Origin of the sequence: Rathayibacter sp. Leaf299, from assembly GCF_001423055.1 — a bacterium.
In the GTDB taxonomy this organism is placed as follows: Bacteria; Actinomycetota; Actinomycetes; order Actinomycetales; family Microbacteriaceae; genus Rathayibacter; species Rathayibacter caricis.
Genome location: NZ_LMNT01000002.1, coordinates 390,090 through 403,953 on the forward strand (window position 1 = coordinate 390,090; position 13,864 = coordinate 403,953).

Consider the following 13,864-nt stretch of genomic DNA (forward strand, 5'->3'; position numbering starts at 1 on the left):
CGGTTGTCGCGTCGCGCCCGCGCTTCGACTGCAGAACCCCTGGTGCGGGGCGCTGACGGGGCGGCGGGTCGGTCGCGTCCCGAACCACCGCCCCGTCGTGCGGAGATCGTCACCGTCCGAGCCCGATGGCGTCGGCCTCGTTCTGAATCGCCTCCAACGCCTCCTCCGGAGTCGCACTGCCCTTCGCGACGCGCTCGAAGTTCGTGTCGAGCGAGGCCGCCACCTGCGGCCAGGTGGCGACGGTCGGCGCCGACCGGGCGTTCTCCAGGCCTGCTCCGTAGACCGCGGTGATCGGGTCCGCAGTGATCTCGTCTGTCCAGGCGGCCTCGTTGGCCGGAGTGGAGCCGTCGACGGCGTACCACTGCGTCTGGACCTCGGGGGTGCCGAAGTACTGCGCGAGCTTCCAGGCGCCGTCGCGGTTGTCCGAGTTCGCTGAGACAGCCCAGTCCGAGCCGCCCACGAGCGACGTGGACTCGCTGGACGCGTCCTTCGCAGGGAGCTCCGCTATCCCGACCTTGTCGGCGAAGGAGGGACCCCCCTGATCGATGGCCGCCCGCAGGACGTAGGGCGCGTCGATGAACGAGCCGATATCGCCGTCCACGAACGCGGTGACGTTCTCCTGCCCCGCGACGAGCTGGCGAGTCTCGGCGACGCCGTCCGTGAAGAAGGACTGGTAGTAGGCGAGGCCTTCGCGCCAGCCCTCGGAATCGAAATCGAAGGACTCCTCGTCCTCGGTCAGGAACTCGGCGTCGGCCTGCAGCGCGAAGGGCGCGACGTTCTGCCAGAAGTCGGTGCCGCTGGGCGGGAGGTAGATGCCGTACCGCGCCTGTCCGGACTCCTGCAGTGCCGTGGTGAAAGCGGTGAGCTCGTCCCAAGTCGTCGGTGCCTCCAGGCCGAGCGAGTCGGCGAAGTCCTTGCGGTAGATGAACGCGCGGGGGTCGGTGTTCCAGGGGACGCCGTAGGAGACGCCGTCGATCTCCGTCGTGCCCCAGGGCCCTTCGAAGAAGTCCTCGGGCTCGACGAGACCTTCCGGGAGCGGATCGAAGGCGCCTGCGGCGGCCCAACCGCCCATCCAAGTCGTTCCGACCTGGACGAGGTCCGGAAGCGAGTCGGCGGCGATCGCGGCCGACACCTTGTCGTACGCGCTGCCCCAGGGCACGGACACGATCTCGATGTCGGAATCAGGGTTCGCCTCCTCGAATCCCTCGAGGATCTGCGTGAGCCGGTCGCCTTCGTTGCCCATCGCCCAGAGGGTGATGGTCCCGGTCGCCGGCCCATCGGCGACGGCAGCGGACGCCGTCCCGCCCGCGTCCGGATCGCTCGACCTGCCGCAGCCGGTGAGCGTCAGTGCTGTGGCGGTGATGACCGCCGCGGCCGCCAGGGATCGTCGTGCAGTACGCATGTGCTGACTCCTCATTGAGCAGGAATGACCTGAACCGTCTCGGTGATGCGAGCGGCGGAGAGCCGTCCGCTCGAGTGGAGCCATCATCGGCCCGGCCCTCGAGAGCGCCAATTCATGTGCGCAAAAAAACCTCAGCCGGAGGTCGATCCGCGGGTCACGAGCACGGAAGGCAGGCGGAGCCGGTGATCGTCGCGCACGAGTCCACGCGATCGGTCGACCACGAGTCCGATCGCTGCGGCGGCGATCTCCCTCAGCGGCTGATGCATCGTCGTCAAGGGCGGGCGCATGTACCGGGCCGCCGGTTCGTCGTCGAAGCCCATCACGGCCAGGTCGCGAGGGATGGAGAGCTGCAGCCTTCGTGCCGCCTGGTAAGCGGGATAGGCCCAGTGATCGAGGTTGGTGAAGAGCACCGCGGGCTCCTGGACGGACTCCAGGACGGGGAGCAGGGCCTCGGCGACGTCATGGGGTGCGCCCCAACGGATCTCCTCGACCTCGAAGGTGGACCGCGCGTTGACCGACGCGATTCCTTCGCGCACTCCGTCCAATCGTGCTCGCCCCCACCGGAATCGGGGCACGCCCGTCAGCGCGATCGCTCGCGTCCTCTGCAGAGAGCCGAGATGCTGACCCGCTGCGAATCCGCCCTCCCAGTCGGCTGTCGCCACGATGGGAACAGCGGCATCCGGATCGGTCGGAGGGTCGATCAGGACCAGGGGGATCCCGGCCGCTGCGAGCAGCGCCATCTGGCGTGACGTGGGCCTGATCATCGCGGCGACGACACCGGCGCTCCCTCGACGGACGGCGCGTGCCGGCCAGTCGTCGTGCGGATCGTCGCGCTCGGCCGACAGCACCAGGTCGAAGCCCCGCGACAGCGCCGACGCCTGCGCCCCGGCGATGACCCTGCTCGCCCAGGGATCGTCCCACTGCGGCAGGACGAGGTCGAGGACCTGGAGGGCGGGCTGCAGTCGCCGACCGCGCGTCTCGACGGACGGATCGTAGCCGAGCGCGGCGGCGGCCTCGCGGATCGTCGCAGCGAGTTCGGCCCCCACCTGCCCGCGGCCGCTGAGGACGCGGGAGACCGTCGACGTCGAGCATCCCGCCGCCGCGGCCACGTCCTGCAGGCGGACCCGGCGCACTGGAGCTTCCACTCCCCACCTCCTGACGTCGATCGCGAGCCTGCCATGCCGGGGGAGGAAGGAGGCCCGCGGTCCGGCGTCGAGCGTCCGGGCATCCGGCGTGCCCGTTGCTGAAGAAGGCTAGTCCAGTGCCTTGTCGAAGAATCGGCCGATCGTGTCGAACGGGATCAGATCGGTCCGGTCGTAGAGGTCGATGTGACGGGCCCCGGGGACCACGACCAGCGACGTCGGCCCGGTCGCCTGCGCCAGGGCGTCGTCCGTGAAGTATCGGGAGTGCGCCCGGTCTCCCGTGATGAACAGGATCGGGCGTGGTGCGATGTCCGCGAGATGCCGCAGCGCACCGAAGTTCACGTGCGCGACGCTGCTGGTGATCGTGAACGCGCCGATCGATCTCTCGTGGTGCCCTCGATCGGTGACGTAGAACTCCTGGAACTCCGCCGTGATCGGATCGAGTGCGTCCGGTTCGTAGACGTCGGGGAAAGCAGGGGAGAGTGCGGCCGAACCGCTGTCGACGTCGCGCCAGCGCTGCTCCGCGAGCGACTCGAGGGCTGCGCGCCGATCGTCGTCGGTGGACGAGCTCTGCCAGCCGTCGCGTGAGATCCCGCTGATGTCGTACATCGCCGACGTCACGACGGCCTTGATGCGGGTGTCGACCTGGGCGGCGCTGAGGGCGAATCCGCCGCTCCCGCACATGCCGAGGACCCCGATCCGGTCGCGGTCGACGAAGGTGAGTGCTCCGAGGTGATCGACGCCGGCGCTGAAGTCCTCGGCGAACAGCTCCGGAGAGGTGATGTGCCGGGGCTCGCCGCCGCTCTCGCCGTTGTACGAGGGATCGAAGGCGAGGGCGACGAGACCGCGCCGCGCGAGCTCCTGCGCGTAGACGCTCGGACCCTGCTCCTTCACTCCGCCGTGCGGAGGGCCGATGACGACGCCGGCCCGGTGAACGGTTGCGTCGAGGTCGGTGGAGACGTAGAGGTCTGCGGCGATCTCGATGCCGTACCGGTTCCGGTAGCGGACAGGAGTGCGCGACACGTCCGGCGCGAGCGCGGAGATGTAGCCGTCCGAGTGGTGGGACATGGTTCCTCTTCTCGTGGGTTCGGGGGGCTCGATGGACGCTATTCCGCTTCGGGCACGGCGTGAAGGGCTCTGACAGCACCTCCTCGGTCGTCGTCCGTCGTCGAGGCGGAGAGGACGCTGATTCCTCGGCTGGGGTCGGTGCCGGCCGAGCGCTGATGTCGACGCGGTCGGGCGGACCGCCGCTCGCAGGGCGGTCCACCCGACCTCACATGGCCGGCAGGGACCTACTCGGCGTTCAACCGCTCGTACGTCACGCGCCAGCCCTCGGACGGGTCCGCAGGAGTCAGGACCAGCGTGTCCCCCTCGACCTCGAACCTGCGCTCGAGGGTCTGCCCGACGAGGTCGCGAGCGAGGGCGTTCTCGACCTCGACGGTGAAGCTCCCCTCGTCCTCGTCGACGTCGACGAGGCCGTAGTAGGCCTCGTAGCCGCTGACCGTGTACGCAGTGTCCGGCGCCGCCACGTCCGGGTTCGATGCCTGCACCGAGAAGAGGTCGCCGTCGAAGATCACCTGCCCGGAGTACGGGACCTCGAGATAGTTCCCTTCCCCTCCCGCTTCGAGCGACGTCATGCGCCACTGGCCGTCGAGGGGGGCGGATGCATCACCGGCCGGTTGTGCCGAGCATGCGGAGAGTGCGAGCAGCAGGCCTGCGCCGAGAGCGACGGCACTGCTGGAGGTCTTGATCGTCATGGTTCACCTAGCGGTAGGGGCGGGCGATTGGGGGAGCTCGGAGCGTATGTCCGCATCGGCACGAGCAAGGAGGTCCTGTCCGGGCCCCCCGAGCGAGGTGCATCGGAGGTAGTACGAGGGCAGGGCTGAACGCGCCCTGGGAATGCGCGCCAGTGATCGAGGCGGAGCGGGCTCCCTCCGTGCCGCCCACAACGCCGCCGGTGCAGCGATCGGAGAGCTGACCGCGAGAGGGGCCCTGCCGGAACCCGTTTGGGCGGACCCCTCGCTGGCGTCCGGCTCTGCGGCTTCGGTGGGCTCCGTGCAGCCGATCCTCTCGGCCACCCGGCACGACCGGGACCTCCGATCCTTCCCCCGCCGCCCGTTCCGACGATCTCTGAGGAGACACCATGACCGACACCACGACCACCGGCACTTCCCCCGATCCCGAGCGCGAGGAGACGCGGGGACTGAGGCGGCGGCACCTGCTCGCCCTGGCCGGCGCAGGCGGTGCCGCCGCTGTCGGTGCCGTCGCGCTCGGCAATCTGTTCAGTGAGGACGCCGGCGAGGCGGAAGAGCGCATCGCCACCACCGAATGGGACAAGACCTTCCCCCGCGATCCGGCCGTCAACCACGAGAAGGTCACGTTCACGAACCGGCTCGGTCTGACCCTCGTCGGCGATCTCTACTCGCCCTCGGGGGCGAGGCGCTCCCTCCCGTCCCGCGCCCTGATCGTGGGTCACCCGTTCGGTGGCGTGAAGGAGCAGACCTCGGGCCTCTACGCCCAGACGCTGGCGGCTCGGGGATTCGTCACCCTCGCCTTCGATGCCTCGTACAACGGCGAGAGCGGAGGAGAGCCCCACTTCATCGCGTCTCCCGAAGCCTTCGTGGAGGACTTCAGCGCCGCAGTGGACTACCTCGGACTGCACCCCCTCGTCGACGCGGATCGCCTCGGTGTTCTCGGCGTCTGCGGAAGCGGGGGTTTCTCGATCGCCGCCGCCCAGACCGACACCCGGATGAAGGCCGTCGCGACGGTCAGCATGTACGACATGGGGCGCGACCGGCGCCAGAGCCTCGGCGACACGATGACGGAAGAGGAGCGTCGCCAGCAGGTCGACGTCATGAGCCGCCAGCGGTGGGCCGAGGCGCGTGGAGGGGAGTCGGAGTACGTGGTCGGCACTCCGGAGACGATCACCGCCGACTCGCCCGCGGTCGCTCGGGAGTTCTACGACTACTACCGCACACCGCGCGGGCAGCACCCACGGTCGACGACCGAGATGTCGCTCACCAGCAATGGGGCGCTGATGCGCTTCCACCCGTTCCAGAGCATCGAGTGGATCTCGCCCCGGCCGATCCTCCTCGTGCACGGGGAGATCGCCAACTCGCGCTACTTCAGCGAGGACGCGTATCAGCGTGCTGCAGAGCCGAAGGAGCTCCACATCGTGCCGGGAGCAGGCCACGTGGACCTCTACGACCGCGTCGATCTGATCCCGTGGGACAAGCTCACGGAGTTCTTCACGCAGAACCTCTGAGTTCTCTTCCGTCGGGATGACGGGAACGGGGTGAGCCACCGCGGCTGGTGGCGCACCCCGCTCTCGTGCGTGCCCGAGGCGGTCGATCCAACCGTCCGGCGTTCGAGGTTCGCGGAAAGCTGGTCAGGTATTGACTAAGTCCCACAATGTCGGATATTGTGCGTAGTACCGCAGGACCGAAGCAACGACGCTCTCCTGGCGTCGACGCGTCCCCCTTGCGCTCCACCACCCGACTCCTCTCCTCGATCACGACGTCCGCTGCGCGGTCGACGTGCCGAGCGATCGACGACGTCGTTCCCTTCTCCGGGAGCCGCTGACGCTGATCCGGAGACGGCCGGTGAATCGCGGGGCCGGACTCATCGACGAGGACGACGCTCGAATCGATGAGGAGAGAGCCCATGCCGATCACGCATCGCGCCGCAGACGATCGCCCCGGCACCGCCGCGACCGGGATGGTCGCCACGCAGACCCGAGAGGACCGGATCGAGGCGAGCCGGCGATCGAGCGCCCGCACTCGGCGTCGCACTCGATCGGTGGCCTGGGCCATGGTGCCTCCGCTGGTGTTCCTCGCGATCCTGGTCGCATGGGCGGCGGTCGTCGAGATCTTCGCGATCCCGACGTACCTGCTCCCCGGACCCGTCGATGTCTTCACCAGACTGTTCGAGGACGCGGACAGCCTCTGGCGGCACACTCAGGCGACCCTTACGGCGATCGTCATCGGCTTCGTTCTGAGCATCGCGATCGGCATACCCCTCGGTCTCGTCATCGCTCTCTCCCGCGCTGCGAAGCAGACGCTCTACCCGCCGGTGATGGTCCTGCAGCTGATCCCGAAGATCGCGATCGCACCGCTGTTGCTGGTCTGGCTCGGATTCGGGCCCGAGACGAAGATCATGCTGGTCGTCCTCATCACGTTCTTCCCCGTGCTGCTGGCCAGTGTCAGTGGATTCTCGATCCTGGACGAGCGCCTGCTCTACCTGACGAAGTCCATGGGAGCTAGCCGCTGGCAGACCTTCTGGTCGCTGCGGTTCCCCGCCGCCCTCCCCGTGATCTTCTCGGGGATCAAGACGTCGGCGACGCTCGCCATCACGGGAGCTCTGGTCGCCGAGTTCCTCGGGTCGAACAGCGGACTCGGCTACGCCCTGCTGCGAGCCAGCAGCGCCCTGGACACCGAGTACATGTTCGCAACTCTCGTGATCCTCACCGTGATCGGCATCGTCATCAACTACCTCCTCGAGTTCATCGAGTGGCTGCTGACGCCCTGGCAGCGCGGAAGCCTCGAGAAGTGATCCGCTGCGATCGGAGCCGTTCCGGTCGCATCTCCCCAGCAGCTCAGGCACCGAACGAGGTGGGCGGGTCCCGTCCACCTCGGATGCCGACGATGAAAGGTCTCTCAATGCGACGAAGCATTCCCAGCCTGGCCGCGGCAGCAGCGGCGGCGCTCCTGCTCGCCGGCTGCAGCGCGAGCACGCCCGCCGACGACTCCGGATCGGACGGTGACGCGCCGGAGCCGACCATGTCGGCCAGCCTGCAGCTCCACTGGGCGTGGTCCGCCTCCACGGCGGGGTTCGCCCTCGCCGAGACGGACGGGCTGTACGAGGACGCCGGACTCGACCTGCAGGTCGAGCAGGGCACCGGCTCGGGTACCGCAGTGCAGCTGGTGTCCAGCGGCCAGGCCGACGTCGGTGTGGCCGACGCGACAGCGATCGCCCAGGCCGTCGCCCAGGGCGCCCCGCTAGTCGTGGTGTCCACGATCAACCAGGTGACCAACACCGCACTGCAGGCTCTGACCGACGAGGGCATCGAGTCCGTCGAAGACCTCCGGGGCAAGACGGTCGCCGTCCCGCAGGGCGGTGCGTTCTCGTTCCTCTTCCCACTGTTCCTCGAGCAGAACGGTCTGTCCGAGGACGACGTGACGATCGCGAACGTGCCCTTCGAGTCGATGGTCCCGTCGCTGCTCCAGGGCAACGTGGACGCCATCGTCGGCGGGCAGGACTCGAACGTCTCGCTCACGAACCTCGACGCCGACTTCGACGAGTTCCTGTTCGGCGACTACGGCGTCACACTCGTGGCGCACTCGATCTTCACGACGCAGAGCTTCCTCGACGAGCAGCCCGACACCGTGCGTGCCGTCGTGGCCGCGAGTCTCGACGGATGGGGCGAGGCGCTCGACGACCCGCAGCGCGCTCTCGACGCGATCCAGCAGCTCCAGCCGGACAGTGTCGAGGAGAACGCGCAGGCCGAGCTCGAATTCCTCCTGCCCCTGCTCTGCGCGGCAGAGGCGACGCACATCGGTGAGGCCTCTCCGGAGCGCTGGACGACCAGCAACGACCTGATGGTCCGTGCGGGTCTGCTCGACACCCCGCTCGATCCCGCCACCTACACGAGCTACGACTACCTGCCGGCAGAGGGCGACCTCCGCAGCTGCGAGTAGAGCACTCGACGGTGGCTGCGAGACGCCGAGCGCCGATGTGCGCAGCTCTCGCGGCCACCGGCCCGGCCCCCGACTTCCCCGCTCCTGCAAGCAGAAAGGCTCAGCTCGTGACCTCACCCTCCAGCACCTCGACGACCGTCGGTCTCCCGATATCGATCGAGGGCGTCTCGAAGACCTTCGGCCTCGATTCGGCGAAGCCGTTCCAAGCCCTCGACACCGTCTCCGTCGATATCGAGTCCGGGGAGTTCGTCTCCATCGTCGGGCCGTCCGGCTGCGGCAAGAGCACGCTGATGCTGATGGTCGCCGGGTTGCTCTCGCGCTCGAACGGCGAGATCACGATCGGTGGCGCATCGATCACGAAGCCGTTCACCGACGTCGGGATCGCCTTCCAGGACCACCTGCTCCTCGACTTCCGCACGGCGATGGACAACGTGCTGATCCAGGCCGACGTGCGGCACCTCGACAAGGCCGCGCAGCGTGAGAAGGCCACCGAGCTGTTCAAGCAGCTGCACATCGAGAAGGCGATGGGGAAGTACCCCAAGCAGCTCTCCGGAGGCATGCGCCAGCGCGTCTCGCTGATCCGAACGATCGTGCACGACCCGGCGGTCCTGCTCCTCGACGAGCCGTTCGGGGCACTGGACGCTCTCACCCGCCTGCAGGTCCGCGCCGACCTCGAGGAGCTGTGGCTGCGCAACCGGCCCACTGTCCTCTTCATCACGCACAGCGTGGAGGAGGCGGTCGGTCTGTCCGACCGGATCCTGGTCATGAGCCCGAGCCCGGGACGGATTGTGGATGAGATCATCGTCGACCTGCCGCGACCGCGCCCGCTCGCGCTGGTCGAATCGCCCGACTTCGCCACCTACGTCGAGCGCATCTACGACCACTTCGAGCGCATGGGCGTGCTGCACGGGATCACGGTGCCCGGTCGGGGATAGCGATCCGCGTCTCCTCACGAACGGCCGCTCCTCCTCGCGAGGGGCGGCCGTTCTGTGTGCCGTGGGAGCGGAGCCCGAGGAGGCGACGTCGCCTCGGATCCCGTGCGGTGCCCGCGTCGAGTGGACGCGGAACAGGCCCCGCCCGCTCTCGGGAGTCCTGCTCGCGTCGCCTTGTCGCCGTCGGCAGTAGCGAGTGGACGCGACCGGGTGCTCAGCTGGTGCAGATACCGCTAGGCGCCCACTCGCAGACGGGAGGATCTCCCTGTGCCCGCTGCGCGACGTCCGGCCCGGGGCGCGGCCAGCCGGTCCGCTCGCTGCTGCCGGCGGGTCGATGGTCCGGCGGAGGGTGGCGACGGACGCGGGACACTCGGCCGTCGCCACGAGACGACGGCATCGCCGCCCCGCCGCCCCGCCGCCCCGTCGCCCGGGCGCAGAGGCCGGAGTCGGAGGCGGTGGTGAGGAGGCCGTGATCGGAGGCGTGCGTGCCGCCGGGCCGGATCGGCGGCGCGGGTCGCACGGCGGGGGAGGGCCGTCGCTCCGATCCCGCCGGTCGGCCTTCGATGGTCGGGAGAGCCGTCTCGCGAGGAGAACGGAGTGCTCAGTCGGTCTCGGGTCCGCGGCAGTAGTCGCAGTCCGGTGCGCACGGCGCCTGTGCCGACGGCCGATCGGCAGCGCGTCCGATGGGCGTCGGCCGGATCGGCGGTGCCGGCGCGAGTCGAGCCGGCGCCACAGCAGTCGGCACAGCCGGGGCGCCCGTGCTCATCTGCGTGCCCGTGCGCGAGCGAGGACCGCGTACAGGGAGATCGCGACGACCAGGATCGCTCCGTTCACCATCTGGGAGACCGCCGGCGGCACGTTCAGGAACGGCATCGCGTTGTTGAGGAGGGAGATGAAGATCGAGCCGAGCAGAGCTCCGATGAAGGAGCCGCGCCCGCCGGTCATCACCGCGCCACCGAGGAACACCGCGGTGAAGCAGGCGAGCGAGTAGCTGCTGCCGACGGCGTTGGACCCGACTCCGGTTTGCGAGGCGAGGAAGACGCCGGCCACGACGGCGCCGAGGGCGCAGAGGATGAGGGCACGCGAGCGGATCGCGTTGACGTTCCAGCCGATCCGGCTGCTGGCCTCGTCGTTGAAGCCGACGGCGCGCAGGGCGAGTCCCGAGGTGCTCCGGGTGAGCCAGATCTCGAGGCCGATCGCCACGGCGACCAGGACCGCGAACGGGGCGGGGACGAAGGCGACTCCGAGGCTCACGAGCGATCCGAGGTCGGGGGCGATGATCCCGCCCGACTGGGGACGCAGCACGATGGCGGTTCCCGCGACGATGCCCAGCGTCCCGATCGTCGCGACGACCGAGTTGACCTTCAGGCCGATCACCATGACGGCGTTGAGCCCGCCGATGGCCAGCGCGATCGCGAGGAGGACGAGCACCGTGACGAGGATCGGACCGCCCTCGAGGCTCGGCAGTGTGAAGGACATCGCCACGACGGTGAGACTCATCGTCGATCCGATGGAGATGTCGAATCCGCCGGAGAGGAGAGCGAGCTGCTGACCGAGGGCGACGATCGCGAGGGGGAGGGTCGCGAGAAGGAGGTTCGCGAGATTGCGGGAGCTCCAGAAGACGTCTGAGTTGGCGCCGGTGTAGATCGCGACCACGGCTAGGAGGGCCACGAGTATCAGCACGGGCACGTTGATGGGCAGCCGGGCCTTCCACTTCTCGAAGAAGGTCGGCTTCCTGATCGTCCGGGTGGCCGCGGTGTCGGTGGTGTTGACGAAGCTGCGCACGATCGCGGCCTCGGACGGCGGGTCGACGATCTCTTCGACGATCTGCCCGCGCGACATCACGTAGACACGGTCGCAGAGTCCCGCGAGTTCGCCGGCATCGGAGGAGTTGACGACGACGGCGACGCCCTCCTCGGCGGCGCTGACGAGCATGCGGTAGATGTCCATCCGGGCCAGGGCGTCGACGCCCTGCGTGGGCTCGTCGACGATGAGGACCTTCGGCTTCTTCAGTGCCGGACGGGCGAGGACCGCTTTCTGCTGGTTTCCGCCGGAGAGTGCGCCGATCGGCTGGTAGGGGGAGGCGGCGACGATGTTCAACTGCTTCGACGCTGCCGCGAACGCCGTGCGGAGGCGGCCTCCAGGCGCGGTGCCGACCGGGCCGGCGTCGGAGCCGAGCTGAGTGGTGACGTTGTCCATGACCGAGAGCGGGGCGAAGACGGACTCGATCGCCCGATCGCCGCTCTGGAAGCTGATCCCGGCCTTGAGGGCGGAGGAGGGGCTGGGAGAGGACAGCTCCGAGTCGTCCACGAGGATCTCGCCGCTGTCGTACTCGAGGCCGATGACCCCGCGGAGCAGGGCGCGCTGCCCGTTGCCCTCGGCGCCGGCGAAACCGACGATCTCGCCCCCGCGCACCGTGAACGACACGGGGCCGTATCCCGGGCCCGTGAGCTCGCGTGCCTCGAGGCGGTTCTTCTCACTCGGGACCGCCAGACGGTCGGGGAACTTCAGGTCGGCGGGAACGCCCACCATCAGCTCGACGATCGTGTCGACGTCCCAGTCGTCGGCGTCGTAGGTGCCCTGGATGACGCCGGAGCGGATGACGGTCAGGCGGTCCGCGAGACGACGGACCTCGGCCAGCCGGTGGCTGACGTAGATGATCGCCATGCCCTCCTTGCGGCAGAGCTGGATGAGGTGCTCGAGGTGCGCGGCGAGGTTCATGTCGAGCGCGGCGGTGGGCTCGTCGAGGATCAGCACGTGCGGCTTCTGGATCATGGCCCGGATCACCTCGAGCAGCTGCCGGGAGCCGGGGCCGAGGTCGTCGACGATGTCGGACGGCGCGAAGGGTGCCGCGTACGTCCCGAGGATCGACACGAGATCATCGGGGCAGGGCTTCCCGATAGCGTTGTACGACAGGGCGATGTTGTCGGCGACCGAGAGCTCGTGCACGAGCGAGGTGTCCTGGTAGGCGGTACCGAGTCCGAGGATCCGGGCGCGCTTCACGCCGCTCCCGGTCGAGACCTCCCCGCCGATGCGCACCTCTCCCGAATCGGGGGTGAGCACGCCGGACGCGACCTTGATCAGGGTCGACTTGCCCGACCCGTTCTCGCCCACCAGAGCGTGGACCTCGCCGGGACGGCACTCGAAGTCGACCTGGTCGAGGGCCTTCACGCCCGGGTAGGTCTTCGTGACCCCGCGGAGGGAGAGCGCCGGGACCGTGAGGTTCGGCGTTGCCTGCAGCGGTGTCGACAGGGTGTCGGCCATGGGCGGGACCTTTCAGGAGGACGTGGTGGTCGAGGACCGGAGTGGGGTGGTGCGGGGCCCGGGGATTCAGGACCCCGCACCAGGGGAGTGCAGGTGACGCCCGGTCAGTTGGCGGCGAGCGCCTGCGAGATCTGGTCGTTGGTGAGCAGGCTCGAGATGATGGCGTCGGCGGGGATGTCCTGCCAGTCCGTCTCGAGGATGTCGCTCGTGGGCGCCATCGGAAGGTCGATGGTCACCTCCGCGGGGACGTCCTCGCCGTGCGCGAGCTGCATCGCGGCGGTCACCGCGAGGCGGCCGAACCAGACGTGTCCGTTCGAGACCCAGGAGTCGAGCTGCACGCCCGCGTCCTGGGCGTTCTGGACGGTGGTGAGCCAGGCGTAGGTCGAGACGCCCGAGATGACGGCCGGCGGGGTCTCCCCGGCGTCGATGAACGGCTGGACGAGACGGTCGGCGGAGAAGTCGTACACGATCGCACCGGGGACCTGGCCGGAGGCGCGGAGGGCGTTCGCGGCCTGGGCCTCGCCCTGCGAGTTCCAGTTGGTGAATCCGCCGGGGAGCTCTGTCCAGCCGGCCGCGTTGAAGGCCTCGCGCGCGCATGGCTGCCAGGCGCCGGCGTTGTCGTTGCCGGCGATGCCGGTGAAGAGCATGTACGTCGACGGCTCGGTGATCGAGCTCGTGAGCGCCTCGACGCCGTTGGTGTAGGTCTGGCAGAGGCCGGTGGGGAAGTCGGTCGTCAGTAGTGTCGACGTGTCCTCGGACACCGGCGTGTTGACGTTGACGATGGTGATGCCCGCGTCTGCGGCCTCCTGCAGCGCCGAGTTCATGGCTCCACCGAGCGCGAGGTCGACGATGATCACGTCCACGCCCTGGGTGATCAGGCTCTGCACGTTCGAGATCGACGCGGCGATGTCTCCGTTGGAGATGGAGTAGTGGATCTCGCTGACCTCGGGGTAGGCGAGCAGCTGCGCGGTGGTCTCCGCACGGTTGACGTTCGTGTAGGCGTTCGCGGTCACGAAGATCGGAATGCCGACCTTGAGCGATCCGTGACCGGTCTCACAGACCGGCTGACGCAGGCACTCCTCGAAGAGGGCCTGGTTCTCGTCGCTCAGCGGCTCGGAGGCGACGGCGAGGGCATCGGCCACGATCGGGTCGAGATCGGAGACGGGGACATCGGTGAGGAACGCTTTGCGGATGGTGGCCGCGAACTGCTCCTGGTCGACGTTCTCGGGGGTGATCGTCGTGGTCTCGTCGGACAGCTCGGCGGATCCGCCGCCGCCGCCGCTGCTCGTGGTGGTCGAGCAGCCGGTCAGGATCAGGGCGAGCGCTCCGCCGAGGGCGAGGGTGCTCAGGGCGAGGCGACGGCTGCGTCGTACCTGCCCGAGAGAGGTGAACTTCATTGTCGGGTCTCTTCTCTAGAGGGGAGGGGGT

General features: G+C 68.9%; 10 protein-coding genes. 4 read left to right on the forward strand and 6 right to left on the reverse strand.

Annotation, left to right across the window (positions count from 1 at the left end; genetic code table 11):
* Positions 1-109: 109 nt before the first annotated feature.
* From ASF48_RS09080 to ASF48_RS09095, 4 genes are all read right to left on the reverse strand, one after another.
* Positions 110-1,402 carry an extracellular solute-binding protein gene (locus ASF48_RS09080; protein WP_055790034.1) on the reverse strand — a complete coding sequence of 431 codons (1,293 nt, stop codon included), beginning with the start codon at positions 1,400-1,402 and terminating at the stop codon, positions 110-112.
* Positions 1,403-1,533: 131 nt separating this feature from the next.
* Complete coding sequence (locus tag ASF48_RS09085) at positions 1,534-2,547, reverse strand: substrate-binding domain-containing protein (RefSeq protein WP_082481173.1); 1,014 nt, start codon at positions 2,545-2,547, stop codon at positions 1,534-1,536.
* A gap of 108 nt (positions 2,548-2,655) precedes the next feature.
* Positions 2,656-3,612 carry an alpha/beta hydrolase gene (locus ASF48_RS09090; RefSeq protein ID WP_055790040.1) on the reverse strand — a complete coding sequence of 319 codons (957 nt, stop codon included), beginning with the start codon at positions 3,610-3,612 and terminating at the stop codon, positions 2,656-2,658.
* Positions 3,613-3,836: 224 nt separating this feature from the next.
* The gene (locus ASF48_RS09095) at positions 3,837-4,301 is read right to left on the reverse strand and encodes a lipocalin-like domain-containing protein (RefSeq protein WP_055790043.1); all 465 of its coding nucleotides are present in this window, start codon (positions 4,299-4,301) and stop codon (positions 3,837-3,839) included.
* 386 nt (positions 4,302-4,687) lie between these two features.
* Here ASF48_RS09095 and ASF48_RS09100 point away from each other — a divergent pair, with 386 nt between their 5' ends.
* The 4 genes from ASF48_RS09100 (at position 4,688) to ASF48_RS09115 (ending at position 9,175) form a co-directional block, all read left to right on the forward strand.
* A complete protein-coding gene (locus ASF48_RS09100) occupies positions 4,688-5,809 on the forward strand; it encodes an alpha/beta hydrolase (protein WP_055790046.1) in 1,122 nt (373 codons plus the stop codon).
* Between the two features lie 398 nt (positions 5,810-6,207).
* Positions 6,208-7,095 (forward strand): ABC transporter permease, encoded by an 888-nt coding sequence (locus ASF48_RS09105; protein ID WP_235577222.1) that lies wholly within the window; start codon positions 6,208-6,210, stop codon positions 7,093-7,095.
* 107 nt (positions 7,096-7,202) lie between these two features.
* Positions 7,203-8,240: an ABC transporter substrate-binding protein gene (locus ASF48_RS09110; protein WP_055790049.1), complete on the forward strand. Its 1,038-nt coding sequence runs from the start codon at positions 7,203-7,205 to the stop codon at positions 8,238-8,240.
* 107 nt (positions 8,241-8,347) lie between these two features.
* Positions 8,348-9,175: an ABC transporter ATP-binding protein gene (locus ASF48_RS09115; protein WP_055790052.1), complete on the forward strand. Its 828-nt coding sequence runs from the start codon at positions 8,348-8,350 to the stop codon at positions 9,173-9,175.
* Positions 9,176-9,934: 759 nt separating this feature from the next.
* Here the strand turns inward: ASF48_RS09115 and ASF48_RS09120 are convergent.
* Both ASF48_RS09120 and ASF48_RS09125 read right to left on the reverse strand, forming a co-directional pair.
* The gene (locus ASF48_RS09120) at positions 9,935-12,436 is read right to left on the reverse strand and encodes an ATP-binding cassette domain-containing protein (protein WP_055790055.1); all 2,502 of its coding nucleotides are present in this window, start codon (positions 12,434-12,436) and stop codon (positions 9,935-9,937) included.
* A 104-nt stretch (positions 12,437-12,540) separates the two neighbouring features.
* Positions 12,541-13,833, reverse strand: coding sequence for a substrate-binding domain-containing protein (locus tag ASF48_RS09125; RefSeq protein ID WP_055790058.1), 1,293 nt, complete (start codon positions 13,831-13,833; stop codon positions 12,541-12,543).
* Positions 13,834-13,864: the final 31 nt, after the last annotated feature.